Origin of the sequence: Streptomyces sp. NEAU-YJ-81, assembly GCF_017592595.1 — a bacterium.
In the GTDB taxonomy this organism is placed as follows: Bacteria; Actinomycetota; Actinomycetes; order Streptomycetales; family Streptomycetaceae; genus Streptomyces; species Streptomyces hygroscopicus_B.
The window spans coordinates 1-25392 of the sequence record NZ_JAGFNO010000008.1; the positions used below are offsets into that span (position 1 = coordinate 1).

At 67.3% G+C, this 25392-nt stretch carries 27 protein-coding genes and 1 pseudogene; 15 read left to right on the plus strand and 13 right to left on the minus strand.

What is annotated here, in order from left to right:
• Nucleotides 1–14: 14 nt before the first annotated feature.
• Entirely contained in the window at nt 15–248 is a 234-nt protein-coding gene (locus J5X86_RS19425; protein WP_208518054.1) for a hypothetical protein, read from the minus strand.
• A 328-nt stretch (nt 249–576) separates the two neighbouring features.
• Between J5X86_RS19425 and J5X86_RS19430 the strand changes: the two genes are divergently transcribed.
• Nucleotides 577–1428 (plus strand): hypothetical protein, encoded by an 852-nt coding sequence (locus J5X86_RS19430; RefSeq protein ID WP_208518055.1) that lies wholly within the window; start codon nt 577–579, stop codon nt 1426–1428.
• A gap of 410 nt (nt 1429–1838) precedes the next feature.
• A complete protein-coding gene (locus J5X86_RS19435) occupies nt 1839–2108 on the plus strand; it encodes a hypothetical protein (protein ID WP_208518056.1) in 270 nt (89 codons plus the stop codon).
• Nucleotides 2109–2552: 444 nt separating this feature from the next.
• On the opposite strand, the gene J5X86_RS19440 is transcribed toward J5X86_RS19435, so the two are convergent.
• Nucleotides 2553–2909, minus strand: coding sequence for a hypothetical protein (locus J5X86_RS19440; RefSeq protein WP_044570566.1), 357 nt, complete (start codon nt 2907–2909; stop codon nt 2553–2555).
• A 378-nt stretch (nt 2910–3287) separates the two neighbouring features.
• Here J5X86_RS19440 and J5X86_RS19445 point away from each other — a divergent pair, with 378 nt between their 5' ends.
• Complete coding sequence (locus J5X86_RS19445; protein WP_208518057.1) at nt 3288–3470, plus strand: hypothetical protein; 183 nt, start codon at nt 3288–3290, stop codon at nt 3468–3470.
• Nucleotides 3471–3509: 39 nt separating this feature from the next.
• Nucleotides 3510–4070, plus strand: a complete 561-nt coding sequence (locus J5X86_RS19450) for a GrpB family protein (protein ID WP_243980855.1) — start codon at nt 3510–3512, stop codon at nt 4068–4070.
• Nucleotides 4071–4473: 403 nt separating this feature from the next.
• Here the strand turns inward: J5X86_RS19450 and J5X86_RS50775 are convergent, their stop codons facing one another.
• From J5X86_RS50775 to J5X86_RS19460, 3 genes are all read right to left on the minus strand, one after another.
• Entirely contained in the window at nt 4474–5112 is a 639-nt protein-coding gene (locus J5X86_RS50775; protein ID WP_308124672.1) for a transposase family protein, read from the minus strand.
• The gene (locus tag J5X86_RS50780) at nt 5034–5423 is read right to left on the minus strand and encodes a hypothetical protein (RefSeq protein WP_243980857.1); all 390 of its coding nucleotides are present in this window, start codon (nt 5421–5423) and stop codon (nt 5034–5036) included. Before J5X86_RS50780 ends, J5X86_RS50775 begins: the two co-directional genes overlap by 79 nt.
• A 624-nt stretch (nt 5424–6047) precedes the next feature.
• Nucleotides 6048–6794 carry an alpha/beta fold hydrolase gene (locus J5X86_RS19460; protein ID WP_208518059.1) on the minus strand — a complete coding sequence of 249 codons (747 nt, stop codon included), beginning with the start codon at nt 6792–6794 and terminating at the stop codon, nt 6048–6050.
• Nucleotides 6795–6887: 93 nt separating this feature from the next.
• Between J5X86_RS19460 and J5X86_RS19465 the strand changes: the two genes are divergently transcribed.
• Nucleotides 6888–7430, plus strand: coding sequence for a TetR/AcrR family transcriptional regulator (locus J5X86_RS19465; RefSeq protein ID WP_099014814.1), 543 nt, complete (start codon nt 6888–6890; stop codon nt 7428–7430).
• A gap of 130 nt (nt 7431–7560) precedes the next feature.
• Here the strand turns inward: J5X86_RS19465 and J5X86_RS19470 are convergent, their stop codons facing one another.
• Nucleotides 7561–8019: a VOC family protein gene (locus J5X86_RS19470; RefSeq protein ID WP_243980859.1), complete on the minus strand. Its 459-nt coding sequence runs from the start codon at nt 8017–8019 to the stop codon at nt 7561–7563.
• Between J5X86_RS19470 and J5X86_RS19475 the strand changes: the two genes are divergently transcribed.
• Nucleotides 7979–8281 (plus strand): hypothetical protein, encoded by a 303-nt coding sequence (locus tag J5X86_RS19475; protein ID WP_243980994.1) that lies wholly within the window; start codon nt 7979–7981, stop codon nt 8279–8281. The two genes, J5X86_RS19470 and J5X86_RS19475, sit on opposite strands and share 41 nt — an antisense overlap.
• A 630-nt stretch (nt 8282–8911) precedes the next feature.
• On the opposite strand, the gene J5X86_RS19480 is transcribed toward J5X86_RS19475, so the two are convergent.
• Nucleotides 8912–9850 (minus strand): AraC family transcriptional regulator, encoded by a 939-nt coding sequence (locus J5X86_RS19480; protein WP_079258828.1) that lies wholly within the window; start codon nt 9848–9850, stop codon nt 8912–8914.
• An 81-nt stretch (nt 9851–9931) separates the two neighbouring features.
• Here J5X86_RS19480 and J5X86_RS19485 point away from each other — a divergent pair, with 81 nt between their 5' ends.
• On the plus strand, nt 9932–10771 hold the full coding sequence (locus J5X86_RS19485) for an SDR family NAD(P)-dependent oxidoreductase (protein WP_208518061.1): 840 nt from the start codon (nt 9932–9934) through the stop codon (nt 10769–10771).
• A gap of 122 nt (nt 10772–10893) precedes the next feature.
• A complete protein-coding gene (locus J5X86_RS19490; protein WP_208518062.1) occupies nt 10894–11523 on the plus strand; it encodes an NAD(P)H-dependent oxidoreductase in 630 nt (209 codons plus the stop codon).
• A 678-nt stretch (nt 11524–12201) separates the two neighbouring features.
• Here J5X86_RS19490 and J5X86_RS19495 read toward each other — a convergent pair.
• Both J5X86_RS19495 and J5X86_RS50785 read right to left on the minus strand, forming a co-directional pair.
• Complete coding sequence (locus tag J5X86_RS19495) at nt 12202–12483, minus strand: hypothetical protein (RefSeq protein WP_243980861.1); 282 nt, start codon at nt 12481–12483, stop codon at nt 12202–12204.
• 6 nt (nt 12484–12489) lie between these two features.
• Nucleotides 12490–12723 carry a hypothetical protein gene (locus J5X86_RS50785; RefSeq protein WP_243980996.1) on the minus strand — a complete coding sequence of 78 codons (234 nt, stop codon included), beginning with the start codon at nt 12721–12723 and terminating at the stop codon, nt 12490–12492.
• Here J5X86_RS50785 and J5X86_RS19500 point away from each other — a divergent pair.
• Complete coding sequence (locus J5X86_RS19500) at nt 12692–13126, plus strand: transposase (RefSeq protein WP_243980863.1); 435 nt, start codon at nt 12692–12694, stop codon at nt 13124–13126. The two genes, J5X86_RS50785 and J5X86_RS19500, sit on opposite strands and share 32 nt — an antisense overlap.
• Before the next feature lie 212 nt (nt 13127–13338).
• On the opposite strand, the gene J5X86_RS19505 is transcribed toward J5X86_RS19500, so the two are convergent.
• Together J5X86_RS19505 and J5X86_RS19510 are read right to left on the minus strand one after the other, a co-directional pair.
• The gene (locus J5X86_RS19505; protein WP_208518063.1) at nt 13339–15072 is read right to left on the minus strand and encodes an alpha/beta hydrolase; all 1734 of its coding nucleotides are present in this window, start codon (nt 15070–15072) and stop codon (nt 13339–13341) included.
• Between the two features lie 69 nt (nt 15073–15141).
• Nucleotides 15142–15396: a helix-turn-helix domain-containing protein gene (locus J5X86_RS19510; protein ID WP_208518064.1), complete on the minus strand. Its 255-nt coding sequence runs from the start codon at nt 15394–15396 to the stop codon at nt 15142–15144.
• A 1129-nt stretch (nt 15397–16525) separates the two neighbouring features.
• Here J5X86_RS19510 and J5X86_RS19515 point away from each other — a divergent pair.
• Nucleotides 16526–16984: pseudogene (locus J5X86_RS19515) on the plus strand (transposase); the annotation flags it as partial.
• A gap of 12 nt (nt 16985–16996) precedes the next feature.
• On the opposite strand, the gene J5X86_RS19520 reads toward J5X86_RS19515, so the two are convergent.
• On the minus strand, nt 16997–18181 hold the full coding sequence (locus tag J5X86_RS19520; protein WP_208518066.1) for an alpha-hydroxy-acid oxidizing protein: 1185 nt from the start codon (nt 18179–18181) through the stop codon (nt 16997–16999).
• 14 nt (nt 18182–18195) lie between these two features.
• Nucleotides 18196–18813 (minus strand): TetR/AcrR family transcriptional regulator, encoded by a 618-nt coding sequence (locus tag J5X86_RS19525; protein WP_208518067.1) that lies wholly within the window; start codon nt 18811–18813, stop codon nt 18196–18198.
• A gap of 350 nt (nt 18814–19163) precedes the next feature.
• Between J5X86_RS19525 and J5X86_RS19530 the strand changes: the two genes are divergently transcribed.
• The 5 genes from J5X86_RS19530 (at nt 19164) to J5X86_RS19550 (ending at nt 25382) form a co-directional block, all read left to right on the plus strand.
• Nucleotides 19164–19985: a class II aldolase/adducin family protein gene (locus tag J5X86_RS19530; RefSeq protein ID WP_374229270.1), complete on the plus strand. Its 822-nt coding sequence runs from the start codon at nt 19164–19166 to the stop codon at nt 19983–19985.
• Between the two features lie 132 nt (nt 19986–20117).
• Nucleotides 20118–21611: an MFS transporter gene (locus J5X86_RS19535; RefSeq protein WP_208518068.1), complete on the plus strand. Its 1494-nt coding sequence runs from the start codon at nt 20118–20120 to the stop codon at nt 21609–21611.
• A 75-nt stretch (nt 21612–21686) separates the two neighbouring features.
• Nucleotides 21687–22778, plus strand: coding sequence for a mandelate racemase/muconate lactonizing enzyme family protein (locus J5X86_RS52480; protein WP_079258835.1), 1092 nt, complete (start codon nt 21687–21689; stop codon nt 22776–22778).
• Nucleotides 22779–22868: 90 nt separating this feature from the next.
• The gene (locus J5X86_RS19545) at nt 22869–23726 is read left to right on the plus strand and encodes a fumarylacetoacetate hydrolase family protein (RefSeq protein WP_162496077.1); all 858 of its coding nucleotides are present in this window, start codon (nt 22869–22871) and stop codon (nt 23724–23726) included.
• 138 nt (nt 23727–23864) lie between these two features.
• Nucleotides 23865–25382, plus strand: a complete 1518-nt coding sequence (locus tag J5X86_RS19550; RefSeq protein WP_208518069.1) for a long-chain fatty acid--CoA ligase — start codon at nt 23865–23867, stop codon at nt 25380–25382.
• The last annotated feature ends 10 nt before the right edge of the window (nt 25383–25392 follow it).

Consider the following 25392-nt stretch of genomic DNA (forward strand, 5'->3'; position numbering starts at 1 on the left):
AGGTGCGGGCGGGGTCAGGGCTGGTTCGGTGCTCGGCCGGGGCCCTCGGGGCCCTCGGAGGGGCCCCCGCCCTCGGTGCCCTCGGCGGGCCGCCGTGGCGGGCGGCCCCGGCGCGGGATCGGGCGCACCGCGCCGGGCAGCCGGCCCGCGTCCGCGAGCGCCTTGCGCAGCAGGAACTCGATCTGCGCGTTGGCGCTGCGCAGCTCGTCGTTGGCCCAGCGCGCGAGGGCGCACTCGTTCTCGTTCAAGCTGTCGGATTCTCATCGCATCACGCGCTGAGCGGCGAACGAGACTCCACCGAGGTGACAAACGGGACAGGTTCGGGCCGTGGGCGAGTCCGCTGCCGTGAAAGCCATGTCCTTTGAGAAGGCCGAGGGTCAGCCGGAGCGGTGGCGTAGAGCTGTGCTGGCTGTAGGCATGCCGGGCGAGCTTGGCGGAGCAGGTCGTGGGTCGACAAAGGCAAGACCGTCGGTGCTGCGCACAGTCGCAGCGCGGCTGGAGGTAACTGGAGCTGGTCGCGTGGCACGTACTGTCCGACCTGGTGGGGTAGTTGACCTTGCTCTAGGGTCATCATGCATGAGCTCTGCTGACGATCAGAATTTCGGTGTCCAGGTCGACGTCCGAGTGCGGCAGGCCGATCTTGGCCAAGACGGCTGGGCAAGCACGATCGGCATGGCCCGCTGGCTGGAAGACGCCCGGATTCGGCTGCCACTGCGCCGCTTCGAACGCCTCACCGGTACGGGCGGGTTCGGCCCGTACCAGATACTGCTCGTCGGCCAACGGGTCAACCGGCTCGCTCAGGCTGGACCGACCGGTACCCGCGTGCAGGTGCACACCGGCGTTCGCCGGGTCGGGCGCTCCTCATTCACCTTCGAACAGGCGATCGTGGTCGGCGGCAAGCATGTGGGGAGTGGCGATGCCACTGTCGTGCTGGCCGACAACTCGGGGCCGCTCCAGCTTCCCGACGAGTTGATCGCCGATCTCGCCGAGATGCAGCTACCGGAGACAGGATCGTCGGCAGCTGCCCGTCCACGCCCAGAGCGCCTGCAACGTGCCCACTACCTGTATTGGGCCCCGCTGCGTTCCCGGATCGGTGACGTCGACTCCAACCAGCACGTCAACTTCATCGCACTGGCCACTTGGTACGACGAGGCCGTCGCCACGTTCACCTTGCACTCGATCGGGACGAGTGGTGCGGGCTCGGTGCCAGATCTACCCCCTTGGTCGTACCAGATCCAGTATCTCGGTGAGGTGACCTACCCGGGCGACTACGAGATCGGGCTCACGGTCCGCTCCGTCGACACCGAGTCCGTGCACTACGAACTCGGTGTCTTCCGCGACAGCACCTGCCTGGGCGTGGCCGACGCCGTCGGCCCACTCGGCAAACTGACGGCCGAAGCTCTGGAAACGGCCCGGGCAGCGGACTAACCACAGTCTCTCGGGGCAGGCCCAGGTTCATCCCGACATCGCGGCGCCTTTGGCCCCGATTCGCCGACGGCAGCGGTGTGCCCTGGCCGGTCCATTGGCCGAAGCAGCACCGTCGGTGCCGCAGCAGGCCTCGTCCGAGCAGGGGACACTCTTCGACGGGGCCTGACTGGGCCTGACTGGGCTGCGGCCTCCCCTGCCGGACCAGGCCGCCTCCCCTAGCGCGGCCTGGTCAGCTCGCCCTGCCAAGCATGTCTTCCACGTTGCACAGTCGGTGCCGACGGCCCGTAGAGAACCGTCGGCACTGACCTTCCGACGACCCGGAGAAGCCGGTGCAAGCGCGCAAGCGTCACCCATCCGGCGGACGTTCGTTCTTTTCTACGGATCAGCACCCTGGAGCGGGGGGAGCGCCGGTGGGCCCGTCGTTAGTGATCGAAAGGCTTGAGTTTCAGCGTGGCGGAGTCTGGTACGCCCGCTACTTCACAGGCTCGGTGACGTTCCTGGTCGGGCATTCGAAGTCGGAGAAGTCGACCGCCATCGAGGTTCTGCTGTATCCGCTCGGGCTGACGACTGCGACGGTGATGCCGGAGGTGCGCAGCTGTCAGTACATCCGACTGGTCTTCCGGGTCTTCTCTGTCAAGTCCAGCGTGTTGAGAAGTGCCGCGCGCAGGCGGGCATGGTGAGAACCCGTCTGTAATCCTCCGGCGATCTTGTGGTGGCGCTCCAGAGGCTGCACTCGGGCCCCGGCGTCACGGGTGTGGGTGGCAGCAGCCCTTGCGGGGAGCTTGTAGGCGCTTCGACCTTGGAAGGTGCGCCTACCGCTACGAGGCTTCCCGCCGGATTCTTGGGCTCGTGGGGCGCGGAGTCGCCCTCCTCCAGCAGCACGGTGACGCCTGCTTCATGCAGAGGCGATGTAGCCCGCCACGGCAGGGTGCGCGGCCGGGCGTCGTTGAAGCGGGGCAGCGGGGTGATCGGCGAGCCGAGACCGATCCCCTCGGTGGTCAGGCCGAGGGCGAGGGTGTCGCTGATCGCGGCGGCCCATTTCGTGAGCGTGTTGTTGGTGAGGGCGGCACCGGGGATGCCCTCCGCGACTCATGTCGAAAGCGGACTGCCCTATCGGCGCAGCGTCAACTCGCCACGCTCGTAGATCCATCGCCGCTGAGGAGGGTGCGCAGCCGGCGAGCTACGTCGGTGGTGCTGTGCCCGTCCCACACGGGTGCCGTCTCTACCTCGGGCACGTCACCGAACAACGACCAGCTATTGGCTCGGTAGTGATTGCTGACCTGCCCCGTGGGGAGCTGGGCCATGACGATGAACCAGCCGCCCCCGAAGCATGGTTCACCGTCGTGGTGCTTCCATGAGCGGACGACGGGATACCTGGCGGCCAGCCACGCCCGGACTGCGTGTGCGTGGTAGAGCAGCCTGAATTCGTACAGCTCGTCGAAGGTGTGGAACCCGTCGGAGACGCTGCCGGTGTCGGTCATTACTGGCTCCAAATTGTGTAGAGCCCGCGGCGCGGGTTTCGCCGCTAACACGCGGCGGGTCTTGCCCACCTTGCTGGGCACCTCCACAGCCTGGCCGGGCTGAAATGGTCAGCCCGCGAACGTAACTCAGGCCAGACTTCATTGCAAGCGTTGTCTGCCGAGAGCCGCTCGAGTAAGGACCCGGGATAGCGGCGGCGGACTTAGGGACCGCTCGCAGATCGGGTTCTTGTGTACTGCACTCACAGCAGGGACGCCGACATCGTTAGCCCCGGCGCCAACAAAGTGTCCGCAGTGATGTCGGAGGGGCAGCCGCTCATCCGAGGGGCCAACAGTCCTCTGGCCCGCCTCAGGAGCCTGTTGGTTCGCGCGCCGCAATCCATGCCGCTGAGCAAGGACCACTGTGCCTGGGCCGAGCATGTCGCGCCGCACGGTAGAATCGACCTTTTCCGGGTCGAGCAGGAACGCGTCGCCGCTCTCGGCGCGACGCAGGTCCCGATCCGCCGAGCCCGCGTGACGACGGCGAGGCTCGACGAAGCCGCCAACCGCAGCCCCGTCGCTTGAGGTGGTGAACTGGCGCAAGACGTAAAGGATGTGTTGGTGATGCACAGCAGCAAGCCTCGTCGGCCGGACGTCACGACGGTCGAGATCATCGGTGGTCCAGAAGCGCTCGAGGTCGGCCTTGGCAGCTATGACGCCCGGTGGGCGGAGGTCTACCTGCATCACCGGCGTCGGATCCTTGACGCGTTGGCGGCAGTGGACGTCGATATCGAGCACATTGGATCGACTTCGGTTCCAGGCCTTGCCGCCAAACCGATTGTTGACATCGTCGTCGCGGTGGCCGACATCACAGCAGAGGAGGACTACCTCGACGGGCTGTTGGCCGCAGGTTACGAACTGCGGGTACGCGAGCCAGGACATCGGCTCGTGCGTACGCCGACTCGCGACGTTCACGTGCACGTATATGAACGAGGGGACGCAGCGGTGCACGAGTACCTTCTCTTCCGTGACCACTTGCGCACCGATGCAGACGATCGCGCCCTGTACGAGAGTGTCAAACGAGCTCTGCTCAGCCGGCAGTGGAACGACATGAACGACTACGCCGACGCCAAGAGCGACGTCATCCTCGCGATCAAGACTCGAGCCAGGGCAGCCCGCCAATGACGCGGGATGGTGTCACGGGTTTGTGATCTGTGAATATGTTCGACTGGCGACGCCTACGTCACCGGCGCAGAACAGTCATGAGTCACGAACTGCCACCGTCACCGGGACCTACTGAGGTTTGCGGGTTGTCGTCGGTGGTGACGGTTGATGATCTCTGCGGTATGCCGGTGGTATGCGTTATCCGGAGGGTGGGGGCCTGACCGCTGAGCCTCGGCTCTTCGTGAGGGGATCCGGCTCCAGGCTGCGGAACGCTTCGCTGCGGGTGAGAAGACCGCTGTGATCGCGAAGGATCTGCGGTGAGTGTGCGGTCGGTGGACCCTGGCCCGCGTCCAGGCGGTGGTTCGCCGCTACAAACCCGGCGAGCCGAGCCGTCTCATCCACCGGCCCCGCACCCATCTCCTGCTCAAGGGCGCCCGCAAGAGCAACGGTACGAGGCCGAGCACGACTGGCTCACCACTGTCCGCCTCCCGGCGTATGCATCTGATGGCATCCGGGTTGTACGGAGGCGCGAACCAGCCGTCGGCCTCGTTCCACGCCTGCAGCCCGCCCACCCGACGGTGAGGATGCGCCAGCTCTTCAGGTGCGCGCAGCCGTGCTCGATGGGAGCGTGGGCGGCGGCCAGGATCCGGTTGGCCTCCTTCTCGCCCGGGGTGAGCTTGCGGGCGAGGGTGGCCTTGTAGCCGATGACGATCACCGGATCGTCACCGCCGTGGGCGAGGTCGAGGAAGCCGAGGTCGGCCAGGGCGCCGAGGCCGGCCGCGCGTAAGTGAGTGAGGATGTGGTCGCGGCGGGCGGCGGCGATGTCGTGGGTGCGGCCGGGAGGGGCCGCGGAGATCCAGATCAGGCGGCCGTTTTCGTCGGTGAGGGCGAGGAAGTGCTGGTCGTGACGTCGTTGCTTGCCGGAGTAGTTGGGCCGGTTCGCCCTCCGGGTGCGGCGGACGGTGGGGATGAGGGTGCCGTCGATCAGGACGACCTCACCACCCCGTCCGGCGATCTTCTTGCATGCGCGGTCCAGCGGGGCGCTTGGGCGGCGAGCAGGGATATCAGCTCATCTCGCCAGCGGCGCACAGTGGTGTCGCCGACGGCGTTGCCGCCGACCATGTCAGCGATGCGCTGGTCATGGCGGAGCACGGCGAGCACGATGATGACAATCTGTCCGGGCGGCAGGGCCCGCCAGCGGGATCCGATCTTCTTCAGGTGGCGGGTCAGCAGATCAGCGCAGTATTCGTTGGCTCTTCGGGACACCGGCAGGCGGCACTGGTAGACAGGGAAGCCGGTATGCCCGCCCACCTGTGCCGTCTTCGCCTGCGCCGAGGGCATCTCCGCGTCCAGTTCGCGTGCGTCCGCTCCCACGCGCGCGTGGCCACCGCGAGTTCCTCGCGTTCGGCACGGGCCGCATCGAGTCGCTCGGCCAGGAGCTTCTCCTCCTCGTCGAGTTCAGCCCGACGAGCCGCGACGCGTTCGGCGATCTCGTTGATCTCCGTCATCCCGCGAGCCTACGAAGCCGTACGCCTCCGCGACCTGGAAACGGACGGACCGGCCTTGACCGCCGCCTGACGATCAAGGCCCCAGACTGCCCACGACCAGCACGAGCACCCTCCCGAACGATCACGCCACCCCGATGACCTGCGACTTCAAGATGGCGGGGCTTCAATCACATCACCGCCGCCCTCGACCGGCTCGCACTCCTGCCGGACCCCGGCTGACCAGCCAATGCACCCGTCCCTACGAACGACCCCTCCAGCCGGAGCAGTGGAACCCGGCATCCACCCGAGACGACACTCGGGCCCCCGGCCTACCTCACCTCGGTCCACTGCACGAAGACGAGCCACCGACTCCATCGGCGGCTCGTCGTGAAACTTCGAGGTTGGAGGTCGTTCTCTTTTCGAGCCCCATGTGCGGTTTCTGCTGGTCAGGCATGAGGTAGCGGTTGGCGCCGAAGTCTCGCTCCGTCACCGACCGAGATGTCATCGGATGTCATGCGGGCCGGGAGTCCCAGAATCGGTTGAGTACCTCCGCGCCCCGGTCAGGGTCCTGGAGCATCCAGTAGTGCGTGAGGTGGTCCAGTTCCACTGCCTGTGCTCCGAGTCGTGCGGCCATGTCCAGGTCCATCGCGGGCTGTGCCATGGGATCGCCGGTCGGGATCAGGACGAGCCCCGGCGCCTGAGTGGGGCGGTCGAAGTCCTTGCCCCAGTCGGTGTGGAAGTTGGGCCAGGCCGAGCGGTAGAGCGTCAGGATGGCCGTGCTCATCTCCTCGTCGTGGACGGTGTCGACTTCTGCCGCCAGTTCGGCGCTCATCCCCCGGGGGCGGAGGTAGTCGCCGAAACCAGGACTGCCGGGGGCCTGGGTGCGCAGCGACGCGAGCAGTTCCTCGCCCTCCGGGCTCTTCTGGAAGAGGGTGGCCGCCTCGTGCCACTGATAGTCGGGGTGCCAGCCGTGTGCGACGTCGGACACCCAGCTGCGTACCGGAACGTCGTAGGCGGAGACGATCCGCATCACCAGGTGCGCGCCCCAGTCGTGGCCCACGAGGTCGACGGGCTCGCCGAGGGCGCGCAGCTCCTTCGCCAGCCAGCCGGCATACGCCTCCTTGCCGTCCAGGTGAGCCGGGCGAGGGCTGCCGAATCCGGGCAGCCGCAGGGTCGTGGCGGGGCGGTCGATCCGCGCTCGGATGTCGTTCCAGAGGGAGGGCGTCTCGGGTACTCCATGGATGAACACAACGGTCATGACCGCTCCTGACGAAGTGAAGTGGATTACCTATCCACTTCACCGTAGCATCCACCTGATAGGTTATCCACATGGGTATGCGAAGGAGGGATCATGAGGTCGGATGCCGCACGCAACAGGCAGAGGATCTTCGATGAGGCCCGCGGTGCCGTCATCGGCGGGGAGACTGCGCTCACCCTCAACGAGCTCGCGCGCAGGGCGGGTGTGGGGGTCGGGACGGTTTATCGGGTCTTTCCCACGCAGCGGGCCATGCGGGAGTCCGTCTTGGAAGAAGCGGTCCGAGAGCTCATCGATGCGGCGGCCGTAGCCGGCGGATACTCCGATCCCGCCAAGGCTCTCGTCGACTTCCTCCGCACGGCGCTGCTGACCGCTCTGGCGCGACCGGGCCTCACCGACGTTCTGATCACCGGGTCCGACGAGACAGAGTCTCTGCACCGGGCCAAGGGAGAGCTGGTCGAGGTCACCGCCGACCTGCTCGCACGCATCCGCCCTGTCCCTGCCCTCACCGGCGAGAACCTGCTCAAGCTCCTGTGCGGCCTGATCCACGCCGTCAGCGAGCACCCGGCGGAGCGGCAGGGGACCGCAATCGACAACTACCTCGACATCCTCCGTGCCGGCCTCGCATCCGCCCCCTGACGACCGGGCTCTCGGTGCGGGCGAGGCCCGGACTCGGATGCTGCGCCGGAGGCTGCATCGTGCCGCTTGTCATGCAGCCCTCCTTGACCGGCCCGCCGCGGTGTCGCGTACGTCCGGGACCGTGTCGTCGTCAGGCGTCTTCGCCGACCATTTCGATCAGCTCGATGGCCGGCCCATGCGCCAGACCGTCCAGGTACACGAAGCGTGTCAGCCCTGCGACCGATGCCTCGAAGGTGGCAGGAGCCGCTTCTCCCGTCGCTCGCAGCGATCCGAGGCACTGGCCGATGCTTCCCACCACGTAGGCAAGGTGGTGGACGCCTTCTCCGTGGAGGTCGAGGTGCTCCGTGTACGGCGAGCGGCCGTCGAGCGGCTGGATCAGTTCGATCTCGGAAGATCCCGTCCTGAGCGTTTCTCGTAATCGGTGACGGCGCGGTCGAGGTCTTTCACGACGATGCCGACGTGGAAGAGAGGCGGAAGGGCGATGGGCACGGGCATCCCTCTCGATTCGATGAACTGAGCTGTTTCCGACCCTGCGCACGGCCTGGCTGATGGCCTGGGACCAGGTGGAACACGAACTGGCCGCGGTCATCGCGACTCGGCTCGGACTCAAGCCCTACGACCTTGAGGTATGTCTGCACGCCGCGGCCGCTGCGGCCGCCCTGCGAGTCATCAACGAGTACGTCGGAGCCGGTCTTCTGGACGGCGCCGATCCGCGGAAGCTCGGTGACGAGAGTTTCGCCTTCATCGCGGACGCTGTCCGCGCGGCCACCGGGGGCGCCGTGGGCGACCAGGTCCACATCGATGAGGCGCCCGCCGAGCCGGACGAGGGCGCCGCCAATCGACAGGAGTAAGCGGTGCCCCCTGAGCGGCAGGAGGGGCCCGGCTGCTGCCGCAGCACCGTGTAGGCCGCTCACCCGTCAGTCTCCCGGAGCATGACAGCGCCGTAGCGGGCAGGTACCGTCGCAGCGCAGAGGGCGGCATCCGCTGTGAGTACAGCGATGTTGTGGCGCCGCAGACGGCGGTCCATGGCGCGCCGGGTGGCTTCGGTGACCCGGCGCCTGGTTCAGCTCAGCACTCACTGTGCCCACGTGAACCCTATGGCCCGGAGCGCCATTTTCGGCGAGTATCAGCCAGCGGGGCCGGGCAGCGGAAGCGTGATCACTCCCGCGACGGCTACGGCCGGTCGGGCTACGAAGACCCCGGCTCTCCATTCCCGATACAGCGGCCGGTGGCGTCTGGCCCAGCCCGGCGCCCTGGAACCGGGCGGTTTGTCCGCGGCGAATACGTCCGGGGTCGAGACGGCCTCAGCCGGAGCCGCGTACCCCCGGCAGGAAGCGCCCAGGATGACCGCCTGGTCCGGGGCGCCCGGCGCGGATCACGCGGGTCGGACACCTCGGCGAGCCGCTTCAGCAGCACGGGCACCTCCAACGGGTTGCGGACGCCGCCCTCCGCAACTGGCCACCTGTCTGATCTCCTGCCCGTCAGGCTTCGGCCATGCGGCGGAACTCGCTCGGGTTGGTGCCCCGGAGTCTTTTGAACGCCACGCTGAACGCGAACGGATCGGTGTAGCCGACGGCGCGGGCGACATGAGCGACAGTCGAGGACTTTTGCTCGACGAGAAGATCCGCCGCCAGCGTCATGCGCCAGCGGGTCAGATAGGTCAGCGGCGGTTCGCCGAGCAGATCGGCGAACCGTTTTGCCAGTGTCGAGCGGGAGACCCCCGTACGCCGGGCCAGTTCGCCCACCGTCCATGGCGCCGCCGGTTCGGTGTGCAGAAGTCGCAGCGCCTGGCCGACCACCGGGTCCTTCTGGGCGGTCCACCAAGCCGGGGGGTGGCTGCGTTGGTCCAGCCAGGTGCGCAGCGTGCACACCAGCATCCAGTCAAGGAGCCGGTCGAGTACGACCTGCTGGCCGGGTTCGTCGCGGGCGACCTCGGAGGCGAGGTGGTCCAGCACCGGGTCACCGGTGTCTCCGGCGTCCACGCGCAGCACGACGGGCAGCGCGTCCATCAGCCGTCGGCTGATCTCGCCGCGGACCGGATAGGCGCCGACCACCAAAGTCGTCGCACCACTGTCGTCGTCGCCCCCTTCGCCGGGATCGTGCCAGCCCAGTCGATGCCGGGTGCCGCCCTGCTCGGGCGTCGCACAATCCTCTCCGCAGACGATCGGCTCGGCCGCGCTGTCGGGTTCGTCGACGAACGTGAATGTCGTGGGACCGCGCACCACGATCGTGTCGTGGGCGCCGAGGCGCTCAGGCGGACGCCCCTCCGGCACGATCCAGCCTGCCCCGGTGAGGACGGTGCACAGGGTCAGCGGCGCACCGTCCACGAAGTGCAGTGACCAGGGCGGGGACAGCGTCGAACTGCCGAACAGGGAGCCGCGAGCCCGCACCCCGCGGAACAGGTCACTGGTGACGTCCACAGCCACAGGGTAGACGATCGCAAAGATATTGCGGCTTCTTACCCATGTGAGCGTGTGGCCGGTGCGTGTTCAGTGGTTGTCATGACGCGAAAGACTCACCTCGTTCTCGGTGCGACCGGCAGGACGGGCCGCAGGATCGCCGCTCGACTGCGGCTGCACGACGCCCCGGTACGAGCCGCCTCCAGGTCGAGCCGGATCCGGTTCGACTGGTCCGAGCGCGACGGCTGGGACATGGTCCTGCGAAACGTTGATGTGGCCTACGTGGTGCCCCCGCCCGTGCCGGGTCCGGTGCACGAGTTCGCGGTGCGGGCCGAAGCTGCCGGAGTGCGGCGGCTGGTCCTGCTCTCCGGGCGCGGTGCGGACGGCTGGGGAGACTCCGCCTTCGGACAGCACATGCGGTCGGCCGAGGAGGCCGTACGCGGCTCGTCACTGGGATGGACCGTCCTGCGGGCGTCGAACTTCGCCCAGAACTTTGACGAGGACGTCTTCCACGCGCCACTGGTCGCAGGCGCACTGGCACTTCCGGCCGGCGAAGTTCCCGAGCCCTTCATCGACGTCGAGGATCTCGCCGATGCCGCGGTCGCGGTGATGACCGAAGGGGACCGGCACGCCGGACGGGTGTACGAATTGAGCGGTCCCCGCTCCCTCACCTTCGCCGAAGCCGTTGACCTGATCTCCCGGGCGTCCGGACGGCCCCTCACCTACCGTCACATCACCCGGGACGAGTACGTCTCGTCCCTCGCCGGGCAGGGCCTGAGCCGACACGACGCCGAGGACATCGCCGCCATGTTCACACTGATGGAGAGCGGACTGATCGCCGAGACGACGGACGAACTGGCCTCCGTGCTGGGACGGGCGCCTCGAACCTTCGAGGAGTACGTCGTCCGGACAGCCGCGGCGGGCGCCTGGGACGAGCGATGAACCGCCAGGCACTTCACCCCGGGGCGCAGCCGACGCCGCCGTGTGCACCGGTTGCCCATACGGGCGACGCGGCGCCTCGCAGTACCGCCCCGGATCCACACCCCGCAGACGGAAGTACTGACATGAGCACTGATGACAACAACTCGCTGACCCTGGTGGTCACCGCACACCCGGATTCCGACTCCCTGACTCACCACGTGGCACAACGGCTCATCTCGGCCCTCCGCCCCAGGGCGGTCGAGGTGGCGGACCTGCACCGCGAGCAGTTCGACCCCAGGTTCACGCCGGTGGACCGCCGGGCCTATCACGAAGGCGGCAACCACCCTGCCGATGTTGTCCGCGAACACCGCCGTCTCGACCGCGCCACCGACCTCGTCCTGGTCTTTCCCGTGTACTGGTGGTCCATGCCGGCGCTGCTGAAGGGATGGATCGACCGCGTGTTCGTCAACGGCTGGGCCTTCGAGTTCTCGGCCGACTCGGGTGTGCGCCCGAGGCTCCAACGGCTCACGACACATCTGCTGCCCGTCGCCGGCGCCGACTCCGGCACATACGAGCGTCACGGATATGAACGGGCGCTGCGGACGCAGATCGAGCACGGCGTCGTCGACTACGTCGGAAGCCGCCGTGGTGTCACCGCGTTCATCCACGAATCCGAGCAACTCTCCTCCGCGGCCACGGCGGCGAGCGTCACACGCGCCGTACGCGCCGTCAGCGAGGCCGTACGGACGGAGAAAACTGTTTCCGAGGTTTGACGTGCTGGATGTGCTGGATGGGCTCCGACGGGCGCTGTGAGGATGCTGGATACGACCATCTCGACGGGCCTTTTCGCAGGTAGGAGCGCTGCACTGAACGTACCGCTTCGCGTACGTCGTCGTTGCCGGTCAGGGTGAGGTGGTCGTCGGCCTTGAGGCCGTGTCAGCCGTTCCTCGATGAGGAGCTGCTTCCTGTCCTTGTCGGCGGCGGTGAGATGCCTGCCGCTGCGCACGGCCTGGCTGATGGCCTGCGACCAGGTGGAACACGAACTGGCCGCGGTCATCGCGACTGGGCTCGGACGCAAGCCCGACGACCTTGAGGTGTGTCTGCGCGCTGCGGCCGCTGCGGCCGCCCTGCGAGTCATCAACGAGTACGTCGGAGCCGGTCTTCTGGACGGCGCCGATCCGCGGAAGCTCGGTGACGAGAGTTTCGCCTTCATCGCGGACGCTGTCCGCGCGGCGCTTCCCGGCCACCTGATCACCCTCGGACGGCCCCCTTGGGTGAAAGCCCAAGGTCAACGTGACCAATGTCCGACGACCCGATGCCGTTCTCCGGCGGGACCGCCGGCACTCTCGGATGCTCGGGTTGCACGCCTCACACGGGCCTGGAACCGGCGTCGACAGTCCCGCTGGGGAGCGGCGTGGCGGCGAAGACGCAGTCCGGGTCGACCGCAAACTTCACGGCGAGCGTGCGTTGCTCTTGCTTTCGCCGTCCTCCCACAATGAGATCAGCTGGACCATCAGGTGCGGTTCGCGTCGGCCGAAAGCCGTCGAGCCGAGGGGTAGACGGGCGGCGGCACCATGGAACTGATGCCACACGATCGCGGAGAACGGTGAGGTGAACTCCCGTGCAGCCCGGTCCAGGACGGTCGCCATGGAGCCGGCGAACCCCATGTCTACCGTCAGCTCATCCGGGCCGTTCTGCAGGATCCCACCGAGGTTGGCGGGAATGTGCGGCATCGGTGTTCACTCGTGAACCGTCGGCCAGGACGACTTCTGCGCCGAGCGGGTCGGCGCCGCCTCGGGCGCAAGGTCAGCCCCGCCACCGTCCGTCGGGTGCTGCGCGCCGCCGGTCTCGGTCCCGCGCCGCGTCGCCAGCCGGCGTACGGTGAGTGGGCGGCGTTCCTCAAAGCCCAGGTCAGCGGCCTGCTTGCCACCGATCTCTTCTATGTCGACACCATCGGCCTGCAGCGGCTCCACGTGCTATTCATCATGGAAGTGCGCACCCGCACCGTCCATATCCTCGGCGTCACCGCCCACCCCACCGCCGCATGGGTCACCCAGCAGGCCCGGCAGTTCCTATGGCAACTCGGACCCTCCACGCAGCCCCAACTGCAACCCACACGCAGAACGCTTCATCCGCTCAGCACGGGAAGAGTGCACCGACCGTGTCCTGCTCTTCGACCGTGGCCACGCCGAGAAGATCCTCCACGACTACGCACACCACTTCAACAGCCACCGACCACACCAAGGCCGTGACCAACTCGCGCCCAGCGACAACCCGAACGTCATCCCCCTGCCTGCAGCCCGGATCAAACGCCGACAAGCCGTCGCAGGCTTCATCAACGGTCGTCGATCCGCTTGCGCCCCCGGATACCGGTAGCGGCGTGGTGCATACCCAACATCACCCGCTCTTGGCGGACCAACGGCACCGCTTTCGGACCGGCGTTCCAGGCTGGCAGGTGGTTGCTGACGGGGGTGCGTCTTCAGGAGGCGTTGGGTGTTCTGCCGTGTGGTTGGTATGTCGGGGAGGCACACTTCGGCAACCACAGCTCGGGATGGCGCGTTCGCCTCTTGAGACAGGGGTGGGGATGGCTACTTGTCTGTGGGCTGCTGCCAGATCGAGTGGTGTTCGAGCGCGGTGTCGAGGCGTTCCTGCTTGCTCTGCCGGTCGGCTGTGTGCTCGGCGGCGGGGGAGGTGTCGGCCGGCACGGAGGGGCGTGGGGCGGCGGTGCAGTTCGATCGGCGCGGCGGCAGGATGCCGTGGATGAGGTAGTCGTCGACCCGCTGAGTGACGCACTTGTTGGTGCCGTAGTGCCCGTGTTCGCCGCTGTCGCGGACGGAGATGAGGTGGTTGCCGAGTGCGTCGGCCATGGCGGGGCCACCCTCGTACTGCGTGGCGGGGTCGCCGTCGCCCTGGATCACCAGCCCGGTGGGGTAGCCGTCCCGTTCGAGCGAGACCGGCTTCTCGGGCGGAGTGAAGCTGCGGAAGGTGCAGTTGGTGGGGGCGGCGCCGATCACGCCGCTTCCGTTGCCGTCACGGAAGGGGTACTTCGCGCGGTAACGCCGCATGTCCTTGTAGTACGTGTTGAGGTCGGTCGGCCATTCGACCTCACAGCTGACGGTGTCGTACACCCCGGGGTCGAGCTTGGGCTTGTCCTGCTCGGAGAGCAGGGTCGCGGCGGCGGTGCCGGCGTCGCGGGACAGGACGGTTTTCTTGTCGGCCGCCCGCCGGAGTTCGCCGACCACTTCGGCGGTGACGTCCCATATGGGGCGCGGTTGGGTTGCCTGGGCGAGGAAGGAGTCCAGTGTGGTGCGGTCGAACTTCTCCGGCCACGAGACGGGCCAGTCCTTGGGCGGCTTCCGGTCGAGCGGCACCGGGTTGTCGGCCAGGGCGGTGGCCAGGGCTTCGACAGTGGCCAGCACGTCCTGCCGGGAGGTGCCCAGGTGGTAGGTGTTGTCGCGTTCGGCGACCCATTCTGCCCACTGTTCGACGTTGTACCGGACGCCGACGGACTGCATCAGGGCCTGCTTGCGCCATAGCCAGCCTGGGTGCATGGCCGAGTCGAGCACGCTGCGGTTGAGCCGGTCGGGGAAGAGGCTCCCGTAGACCGCGCCCAGGTAGGTGCCGTAGGAGTACCCGAGGTAGTTGATCTTCCTCTCGCCCAGTGCCGCCCGGATGATGTCCATGTCCCGGGCGGTGTTGGCGGTGCTGATGTAGGGCCGGAGGTCTCCGCCGCCTCGCTGGCACGCGGCCTCGCGGGCGCGGGCGTAGTCGGTGTAGGCAGAGAACTGCTCGTCGCCGGGCCGGGTGGTGTCCGGCCGGGGGTCCTTGATCCTCTCGCAGTGGAGCCGGCTCGCGCGGCCGACGCCCCGCGGGTCGAACCCGATCAGGTCGAAGGCGTCGGCCAGTTCCGACTCGCGGGCCCCCAGCGGCATGGCGAGACCGCCTCCGCCCGGACCTCCCGGGTTGAACATCAAGGCGCCTTTCCGACGGGCGGGGTCCTTGGCCTTGATACGGCTGACCTCGATGCGCAGCTGGCCGTCCTCGGGTTTGGCGTAGTTCATCGGCACCACCGCCGTGGCGCATTCCATGAACTTCCACTGTCCCTTCCACGGATCGACGATGACCCCGTCGTCGGGCTGCTCCTCGGGGGGCAGCGGCTCGGGATCCTCGCACTGCTGCCAGTCCAGCTTCTGCCCGTAAAACGTGGTGAGTTCATTGTCCGCGGCGGGCGCCGCCGTGCTGTTCTCCAGTGTCAGCACCGCCGTTATCCCGAAAGCGAGCACCACACCGGCACCGCGCCGCACTCCTCTTACCGTACGCACAACTCGTGCTCCTAATCGACGTGGACGAGATCGAGACGAATGTCAGGGAGGCCGACGTTGCGGAAAGATTCAGATTTCAGCCTTGGCACGCGGCAGATCGAGGTGCGTGATGAGTCCGCCGTCGTGGTTCGGGGTCAGACGTAACCGGCCGTCGTGTGCGATGGCCAGTCCGAGCCCGTGCCCGCAGCAGGGCCGCGGCGAGTTCGTGAACACGCCAGCGTTCGCGTCCCACACCTGCTCGCCTACCTGCTCCGCGCGCAACACCCCGCCCTCGGCCTGCATCAGCGCCCGCAGCACCGCGAATTCCTTCGGGGTCAACCGCACCGGACGGCCCTCCCGGCACACCTCGGGCGAAACGGATCCAGCCGCACGCTTTATGACTCCAGCAATGGCGGACGCGCCGACTGGATACGCCGCTCCAGCGCCCTCAACCGCGCGACCAGCTCAGGGAACTCGAACTTCGACAGGTAGTCGTCAGCAGCGAAGCCGGACAACCGGTCCCGCAGCGATCCCGCGGCCGAGAGCATCAGCACCCGACACCCGCGGGTTTCCCGCCGCGTCCTGTGCGCGCCTCATCACCGTGTACCCCGGGCCGATCCCGGTCCAGCACCATCACCCCGTAGTTGTTGACTGCGATCAGCTCCAGCGCGTGGCCTGTACGTCATGCACGACGTCAGCGGCGATGGCCGCCCAGCGACACCCCGCGCGGATCGCATCAGCGAGATACAGCTCATCCTCGACAACCAACACACGCGCTCAAGGCTCCTCCCTCGCCATTCCCTCCTCACCACCCAATCACCGTAAGTGTTCAGAAATGTAAGGGCCCCGGCTGCTCCGCGGAGCTCGCCCGGTCGGGCCGCAGGATCGGCGCGCGACCAGCGCCAGCAGCGCCGGCCGCAGTCCCGGATCCAGGTCACTCGCCCTCTTCCGGCCTCCGCCCGCTCGGCGGACCCGACCCAACGGGCCTTGACCGGACTCCAGTTCAGCAACCCCACGCGAGCCCGTGCCCTCCCGGTCAGCGATGGTGAGGGCGCCGAGTCCGCATGTGTAGATCAGCCAAGCCGCACGTGGGCGCGCCGTACGGCGGCGATCCGTACTCGAGGGTGGACCCGTCGGGTGACCCCCAGCCGGCGCAGGTCCATATCGAGCCGGTCGATGCGCTCACTCATCGTCGTCACGGTGGCACATCCTGCCAGCCGCCAGCTCCGCTGGTAGAGGTGTCTACAGAGTGAAGGGGCGACCGCGGCGATCCACCAGCTCGTCGCTCCCCGCTGATGGGTCCGACCGCCTACCCACCCTTCGGGGAACCCTGCCAGGAGTCGCGCCCCGGCCGCACCCTGCGCGGAGAAGGACCAACGAGTCCTTGGAGAAAGTTCTTCATGAGGCACGCTGTGGGGTAGGTGGTCTTGTTCCTCAGGGGGGATGGCTCGGCCGAAGCCGTGGGAGATCGGCGCTGGCGCAGTGGCAGGCGGCCGGTGTGTGGAGTGAGCTTCAGCAGGTACTGCTGGACCGGTTGCGGGCGGCGGACTGCCCGGACTTCTCCCGTGCCGCGATCGATCCCTCGCCTGTGCAGGCCGAGCGGGGGCGAAGCCGCCCAAAAGTCGGTCCGAGTCCGGTTGACCGCGCACGGCCGGGCTCGAAACACCATGTGCTGACCGACGGGAACGGTATCCCGTTGAGGGTGTCGCTGACCGGCGCCCACCCCAACGACGTCACCCAGCTCCTGTCGCTGGTCGATGACCTGCCGCCGGTGCGGGGCAAGCGGGGCCGGCCCCGCCGCAAACCGGGAGCGGTCTACGCCGATCGCGGGTACGACCGCGACATCTGCCGCCGACGGCTCCGCGAACGGCGCATCACTTCGCGGATTGCGCGTCGCGGACAGGCCCACGGGTCGGGGCTGGGCCGCGCTCGCTGAAAGCAACTCCTAAGCGGAAGCCTTCTTGTCCCAGCCTCGGACGAGCACGTCCGGGGTGAGATCTGCGATGCTGGCGTAGCCGTTGAGGCCCATGGTCAGGTCTGCTTCGGCGAGCAGGCAGGAGAGGACGAATTCGATACCGGCCTGGCCTCCGATCGCGGCGCCGTAACCGTAGGGGCGGCCGATGCCGACGGCGGTGGCACCCAACGCGAGGGCCTTGACGATGTCAGGGCCTGAGCGAAGACCGGAGTCGAAGATCACCGGCATGGTGTCGGCGGCCTCGACGACCGCGGGCAGCAGGTCGAGGGCGGGGGCGGTGGCGGCCTGCCGGCCGCCGTGGTTGGAGCAGTAGATGGCGTCGACGCCACCGTCACGAGCGCGGCGTACGTCGTCGGGATGGCAGATGCCCTTGAGCAGGAGCGGGAGGTCGGTGAGGCTGCGCAGCCAGGTGAGGTCGTCCCAGGTCAGGGTGGGATTGCCGAAGGTCGTCGCCCAGTGCATGGTTGCGGCTTCTGGATCCTCCTCGGGCGGGGCGGCAAGCCGTGAGCGGAAGACCGGGTCGCTGAAGTAGTTGGCCAGGCAGTATCCCCGCAGTTGGGGGAATGTCGCGTGCCGCAGGTCGCGGGGCCGGTAGCCCAGGGTCCAGGTGTCGAGGGTGACCACGATGCCGCTGAAGCCGGCGGCATCGGCGCGGCGGACGAGGCTTTCCGCGAGGTCGCGGTCGTTGGGTGTGTAGAGCTGAAAGAATCCGGGAGTGTCACCGAGTGCGGCGGCGACGTCCTCCAGTGGGTCCTGCATGAGGGTTGAGGCCACCATCGGCACACCGGAGGTCGCCGAGGCAGCGGCGGTTGCGAGGTCGCCGTGCTCGTCGTCGGTCATCACGCCGATGACACCGATCGGTGACATCAGCAGCGGGGTAGGGAGCCGGTGGCCGAACAGCTCGACCGACAGGTCGCGCTCGGCTGCGCCGGCGAGCATGCGCGGCATGATCCCCCACTGCTCGAAAGCGGTGACGTTGGCGCGCTGGGTGTGCTCATCACCGGCCCCACCCGCGACGTAGTCGAACAGTCGGTGTTCCAGCCTCTCCCGCGCAGCCGCTTCCAGGCCCGCGAAAGTCACCGGGTACGGCGGCGGATTGTCGCCCCCGAGCCCCGTGAAGTAGAGCCCGATATTGAAGTCCGCGTAATTGGCCATCTCGTCTCTCGCTCCTACTGGCGGTCGGTCCTCTGGGAATCGCTCGAGGGGTCGGAGGAGGCCCGCGAGAATGCGTCGAGAACCGTCGGCAGCATCAACCGCTCCATGAGCCGGGCATCGAGGCTTCCCGGCTCCACGAACGCCTGGGCGTTGCCACCTTCGCGCAAGGCGACCGCGAAGCGGCCCACCAGAGCGGGATCAATGACGAACTCGCGGCCGGCCATCGCCAGTAGTTCGGTGAAGATCCGCCCGATCTCCTGACGGACCTCCTCGTCCTTGCGGGCCAGGGCGGCCGCCGCCGCGGGGTTCCGGATCGCATACAGCGTGAACTCTGTCGAAATGAGGAACCACTGCCGATCGTTGTCGGACTGGCGGCTCGCGAGGCTGGCGAAGTGCTGGAGCGGATCGCTCGCTCCAGAAGCCTGCTCCAGCGCGGTACGCAACCGTGTGAGCGTCACATCGGCATGCGCCTCGAACATAGCGAAGAAGAGCTCGTCCTTGCTTGCGAAGTTGGAGTAGAACGCGCCGCGTGTGAAGCCGCCCCGCTCGCAGATCATTCCGATACTGGCCCCGTTGAAGCCACGCTCGGCGAAGACCTCGGCGGCGCTCGCCAGCAGCCGGGCGGTCGTCACGGCACGCTGGCCGGTCGATCCTCGTGGCACTGCTCCTCCATGCTCGTCCCTGCAAGATACATGAGTGTATCCGAAAACCTCCAGCCAGCGTGCGTCGATAGCGACGCTTCTCACCAGAGCTGCCGGTGTGGCGTGAGTGGTGCGCGCACCGGCCGAGCGGTGGAACCCCCGGGCCGCTACGGGTCGTTCCCCCCTGACTGGCGTTCCCTCGCAGGTAAGAGGCCCATGCGGCCACCGGTCACGCCACCCTCGTCGGTCCCGGGTGGACCGCGCCGCTTGACAGGTCGGCCGGATAGGGCCAAGTATCGGCCCTATCGCATACAGGGCTGTATCTTATAAAAGGAGTAGCGATGACAAGCGCCGTCACGCCCGAGGTCCTGGAGATGGTCCGCGCCAGCATCGGGCCGGCTCCCGACGACTTCGAACTGCCGCTACCTCCGGTCAACCTCACCGTCGAGGAGGAGCGGGAGCACCGCAAGCGTGAGCTGGCGGCCGCGTTCCGGGTCTTCGGCAGGCTCGGTTTCTCCGAGGGAGTGGCCGGCCACATCACCGCCCGCGATCCGGAACACACCGACACCTTCTGGGTCAATCCGTTCGGCATGAGCTTCAACCAGATCAAGGTGTCGGATTTGATCCATGTCGACCACGTCGGCAACCTGCTCCATGGCAAGCGACCGGTGAACCGGGCGGCGTTCTGTATCCACTCCGAGGTTCACAAGGCCCGGCCGGATGCGGTCGCCGCCGCCCACGCCCACTCGCCGTACGGCAAGACCTTCGCCACGCTCGGCATCCCGCTCGCGCCGATCACGCAAGACGCGTGCGCGTTCTACGAAGATCAGGGGCTCTACTCCGACTTCCGCGGCGTCGTGAACGACACCGAGGAGGGCCGCCGGATCGGTGTCGCGCTCGGCGGTGCGAAGGCGGTCATCCTTCAAAACCACGGTCTCCTCACCGTGGGGCAGTCCGTCGCGGCCGCCGCGTGGTGGTTCATCACCATGGAGCGCTCGTGCCAGACCCAACTACTGGCGATGGCTGCCGGCACGCCGACCCTCATCGACCACGACACCGCGGTGGACGTGCGCCATCAGACCGGGAATCCGGTCGCCGGCTGGTTCCAGTTCCGGCCTCTGTGGGACCAGATCGTCGCGGACTCTCCCGATCTGTTCGACTGACCTCCGCACACCCGCTATGACCGTGGTCAGCGTCGCCGGCGCAGCTTCCGCAGACTCGCATGAATTCCGTCATGCAGCTGAGTGCTGACGCTGTGCCCGGTGTGGTCCACAGATCGAAAGGTTCCCCTCCCGATGGCAGCCGACACACACTCAGCCGCCGCTCCACCGCGGGGCCTGGTTGTCTCGCGACTGGCGAAGGTGATCGGACTCCTCGTCTTCACCGAACTCGTCTACGGCATCATGCGCGGCTTCTACAGCCCGATCATCACCGATGTCGCCGACCACCTCGGTATCTCCGATGGCGATTTCAACTGGTTCGAGACCACCCAGCACGGCATGGGAGCACTCATGGTGCTCGCTTTCTCCCGACTCGGTGACGTCCGAGGGCACAAGCAGGTGCTGATCTGGACGACGTCTCTCACGGCGGTGGGGTCGTGGATTTTGGTGTTCGCCCCGTCGTTCACCACTTTTCTCATCGGCTACGCGCTGCAGGGGGCATGCGCTGTCTGGCTCCCGATCGAGATCGCGATCATCTATCGACGGACAGCGGGGTCCAAGGACCACCACCGCCTGAGCCGACACGCGGCAGGATTTCTTGTCGGTGCGTTCTACATCTCGATCATCGCCGGGTCCGTCTCCAGCGGCGCCCTGGCGGGCGCGGTGCCGCTCCCGGTGTCGCTGTCGATCCCAGCCGTCCTGACCACTGCCTGCATCATCGTCGTCCGGTTCGGCATCGAAAGTGACGAGCCGACTGCCTCTGCGGCGCGTCCGGACTGGGTGGGGCTCGGGCTGCTGGCGGCCTCGCTTGCCTTGTTCCTGGCCGGCATGGTGTTCCTGCATCTCCAGGGTGCGACGAGTCCACTCGCCTGGCTGCTCGTCGTCGCTTGCCTGCTCATCCAGATCCCGTTCGTACGCTACGAAGCACGACAGCGCGAACCCGTGATCGACGTGCGGCTTTTGAAGATCCGCGCGCAGTGGCCCGTGCAACTGGCGGCGCTCTTGTTCGGCATCGCGGTTCTCGGCGCCGAGATCCCGCTCGTCACCTTCGCCCGCACGGACCCCGACGTCACAGGCTATGGATTGGGCGCCGGTGCACAGTTCGTGTCCGTCGCGATCGGAACTCACGTCATCTTCATCGCGATCGGTGCGGTCGTCTTCCCGTTTGTCGCAGGTCGGCTCGGAGCACGCCGGGCGGTGGTGTCCGCGGCATTCGTCGGCGCGGCCGGATTTGGCCTCTGGCTTCCCTTCCACGATTCGCCCGGCCAAGCGGTGGTCAACCTGGTTGTCACCGGTCTGGGATCGGGAGCCGTCATGGCTGCCTTTCCCGTTTTGGCAGCGGCGGCGGCGCCATCGGATCGAACGGGATTCGCTACGGGAATGACCAATGCGGCCAAGACCATCGGCGGCACCATCGCGACAGCTGTCTTCGCCATCGTGTTGTCCGCGACTGGTTCGCTGGAAGGGCTGGACGAGGGATACGCCCCCCTTTCGGGATACCTCACCGTGTGGACGACCTGTGGAGCAGCCGCACTCCTTGCCGGCCTCACGCTGTTACTGCTTCCGCGGTCAGTCGGCGACGAGCCCGCGACGACGGACTCAGCTGTATCGCAGTCGGGAGGTCACTGAATCCTCCTGTCCGTCGACGGCAGTCCGTGACAGCAGCACCCAGCAAAGCGCCCCCTTCCGACGAAAGGACCCCACGTGGCCGTCATCACCCAGGCCGAGGTGCACCACCTCGCCGTCCCGCAGCCGCACCCGATCCGGAGCAGCTACGGGTCCGCCCTCGATGTCCTCGGTGTGGTGGTGGTGCGGGTCACGGACACCGACGGCAGGGTGGGGGAGGGGTGGACCACCGTCATCGGCGGCGGTGGCGCCTCCGTGGCGTCCTTCCTCAGCACCGAACTGGTTCCGCTGGTGATCGGGGCTGACCCGGCACGTGTCCGCGACCTGTGGCAACGCATGTTCATGCACTCGCTGAGCCGGGGCCGCAAGGGTGTGGCCATGTACGCCATCTCGGCGGTCGACATCGCGGTGTGGGACCTGCGCGCGAGGACGGCGAATCAGCCGCTCCATGCCCATCTCGGCAGCGTGGCCCCCGAGGTCCCCGTCTACGGAGACGGCTGCTGGGTCTCGTTGTCACACGACGAGCTACGGGCGGCCGCCGAGTCCTACGCCGCCCGCGACTTCTGGGGCGTCAAGCTGAAGGTCGGAGCAGACCTCGACGACGCGGTCCGACGGGTCGAGATCGTCCGCGACGTCGTCGGCCCGTCCGGTCGTGTCATGGTCGACGCGAACCAGCGCTATGACCTGCTCACCACGCGTCGTTTCGCCGCCGCGATCACCGACCTGGACATCACCTGGCTCGAGGAGCCGATCCTCGCAGACTCCATCCACGACTACGGTCGGCTGCACGGCACGATCGGGGTGCCGATCGCCGCCGGTGAGAACGAGTACTCGCGTTACGGATTCCGAGAGCTGCTGGAGCACGGAGCCGTCGACATCCTGCAACCCGATGCCCATCGGATGGGCGGAGTCACGGAGTTCATGCGCGTCCTCACACTCGCCGACACCTGGAACATCCCCGTGGCTCCCCACACCTCATGGGAACTGCACAGTCAGTTGGTGTGCTGTGGAACCACAGCCCTGGTAGTCGAATATTACGACTGGCTGCCAGAAGACTTCTTCGCGGTCCGTCCGGAGGTCACGAACGGTTTCGTGGCGGTGACTCAGGCGCCAGGAACAGGTGTCTCGATCGATCCCGCCTCGTTCGAAAAATACCAGGTCGCGCAATAACCGCTGCGGACGCCGCGCGCGACCCCCGACGTCAACTCCGGCTCCGGCACTGGCTCGAGAACGTTGCGACATTCCAGGAAGGCACCTCACATGGGCATACGGCTGGTTGGTTTGCGCGAGACCGGCGGGAACACCGTCGTCGCGAGGCTCGCCGAGGATGGCGCCGGCGTCGCGCCGATCTGTGGGCTGGAAGAGTTCTGGGCCGATCCCCACCATGCGGTGACGCTGCCACCGACCGGACCTTCGCTGCCCGCGACCGATGTCGACCTGGTTCCGCCCGTGCTTCCCGACGCGCGCGTGATCTGCGTCGGCTTGAACTACCTGGCGCATCTGGCCGAGGGAACGTACGCAGCAGACGGGATCCCTCCTCATCCCACGCTGTTCGCTCGCTGGCCGGCCTCACTTACGGTGGATGGGGCGGAGATCCCGGTTCCCCTCGATGAGGACGGTCTGGACTGGGAGGGGGAGGTCGTCGCCTACGTCGGCGCGACCCTCACCGACGCGACGCCGGAAGAGGCACTCGGTGCGGTGGTGGGTTACTCGACGTTCAACGACGTCACCGCACGCAGAGCGCAGAAGCTGACCTCGCAGTGGACCCTGGGGAAGAACGCCGACCGTTCCGGACCGCTCGGGCCGCTGGTACCCGCCACAGAGGTGGGCGACCTCCGCCACGGGCTCACCATCCGGACGCGGGTCAACGGTGAGGTGGTGCAGGAGGGCAGTACCGACCAGATGGTCTACACCGTCGGTGACACTCTCGCGCTGATCAGCCGCACGTTCGCCCTCCGTGCGGGCGACCTGCTCGCCACCGGAACCCCCTCAGGAGTCGGCTACGCGCGCACGCCGCCCTGGCTGATGCAGCCCGGCGACGTCGTCGACGTCGAGGTCGAGCGTCTCGGCACCTTGCGCAACACCGTCGTGGCCCGTCCCGGCCGGGTCGCGCAGTGACCGGGCCGCTGGATGGCCCCCATCACCGGAGCGCATATGGAGCGCGTTTCGTGAGTCGGCAACGCGTGCTCGAGCCGCCTTGGTGTCGGACAGTCCGCTCCGCATCGAGTGAGTCGCCTCATCGAAAGGGAAACGGCCATGACTGGATGTCACCTCGCCGGCCTGCTGGAGAACTCGGCCGGTATGTATCCGGAGCGCACCGCAATCGTGTTCAGCGACACCAGATTGACCTATGCCCAGGTGGACAGGGCGGTGAACCAGGTGGCGAACCTGCTGGTCGAGTACGGCGTGAAGCCCGGCGACAAGGTTGCGCTCTCGTGTCCGAACCTGCCCTTCTTCCCGATCGTCTACTTCGGCATTCTGAAAGCCGGCGCGACTGTCGTGCCGCTCAACGTGCTGTTGAAGGCGCGCGAGGTGGCCTACCACCTCAATGATTCCGGCGCTGTCGCCTACTTCGCCTTCGAGGGCACGGCGGAACTCCCTACAGGCGACACGGCACGCCAAGCGGTCGACGGGACTGATGTCGCTCTCATGGTCTTCGGGAGCGGGCCGGCGCCGTGGTCGCAGCAGTCGCCCGCCTTCGAGAGAGTCGAGCGCCACGACGACGACACCGCGGTGATTCTCTACACCTCGGGAACGACCGGTCAGCCCAAGGGCGCCGAGCTGCGCCACCGCAACATGCACTTCACCGCGCTGTCGGGTAAGGGCATGTACGGCGCGGACGCAGAAAGACCCGACACATACCTGTGCGCACTGCCACTGTTCCATGCCTTCGGCCAGACGGTGATCCAGAACGCTGCGTTCGCCTTCGGCGGCACTGTGGTGATGCTGCCGCGTTTCGAGGCCGCATCCGCGATCGCCACGATGGTTCGCGAGAAGGTCACGTTCTTCGCAGGTGTGCCCACCATGTACTGGGCTCTGCTCGGCGCGCTGACCCCCGACGTCCCGGTCGCCGAGATCGCCGCCAACCTCCGCGTCGCCGCCGCAGGTGGCTCAGCACTACCTGCCCAGGTGCACACGGACTTCCAGAATCGCTTCGGCGTCACCATCCTCGAGGGATACGGGCTGTCGGAGACCTCTGCCATCTCGTCATTCAGCGTCTATGGGGAAGACCCGCGCGTCGGCTCCATCGGTAAGCCGATAGCAGGCGTCGAGATGAAACTCATCAACGACGACTGGAGCGACGTACCCACGGGCGACCCCGAGATGATCGGCGAAATCGCGATCAAGGGCCCCCAGATCATGAAGTGCTACCACGGCCGGCACGAGGCCACAGCCGAGGCGATCAAGGACGGCTGGTTCCGCTCCGGCGATCTGGCCAGGAAGGACGGCGACGACTACTTCGTCATCGTCGACCGGTCCAAGGACATGATCATTCGTGGCGGCTACAACGTCTATCCCCGCGAACTCGAAGAGGTGCTGATGACGCATCCTGCGATCTCGCTCGTCGCGGTGGTCGGTGTCCCGCACGACTCCCATGGCGAGGAGATCAAGGCCGTTGTCGTGGCCGAGCCCGGCGCCAAGGTCACCGCGGACGAGCTCGTCGCCTGGGGCAGGGAACATTTCGCCGCCTACAAGTACCCGCGCCTCGTGGAGTTCCGCGATGCGCTGCCCATGACGTCCACCGGAAAAATCCTCAAGAGAGAGCTGAGCTGATGATGGCACA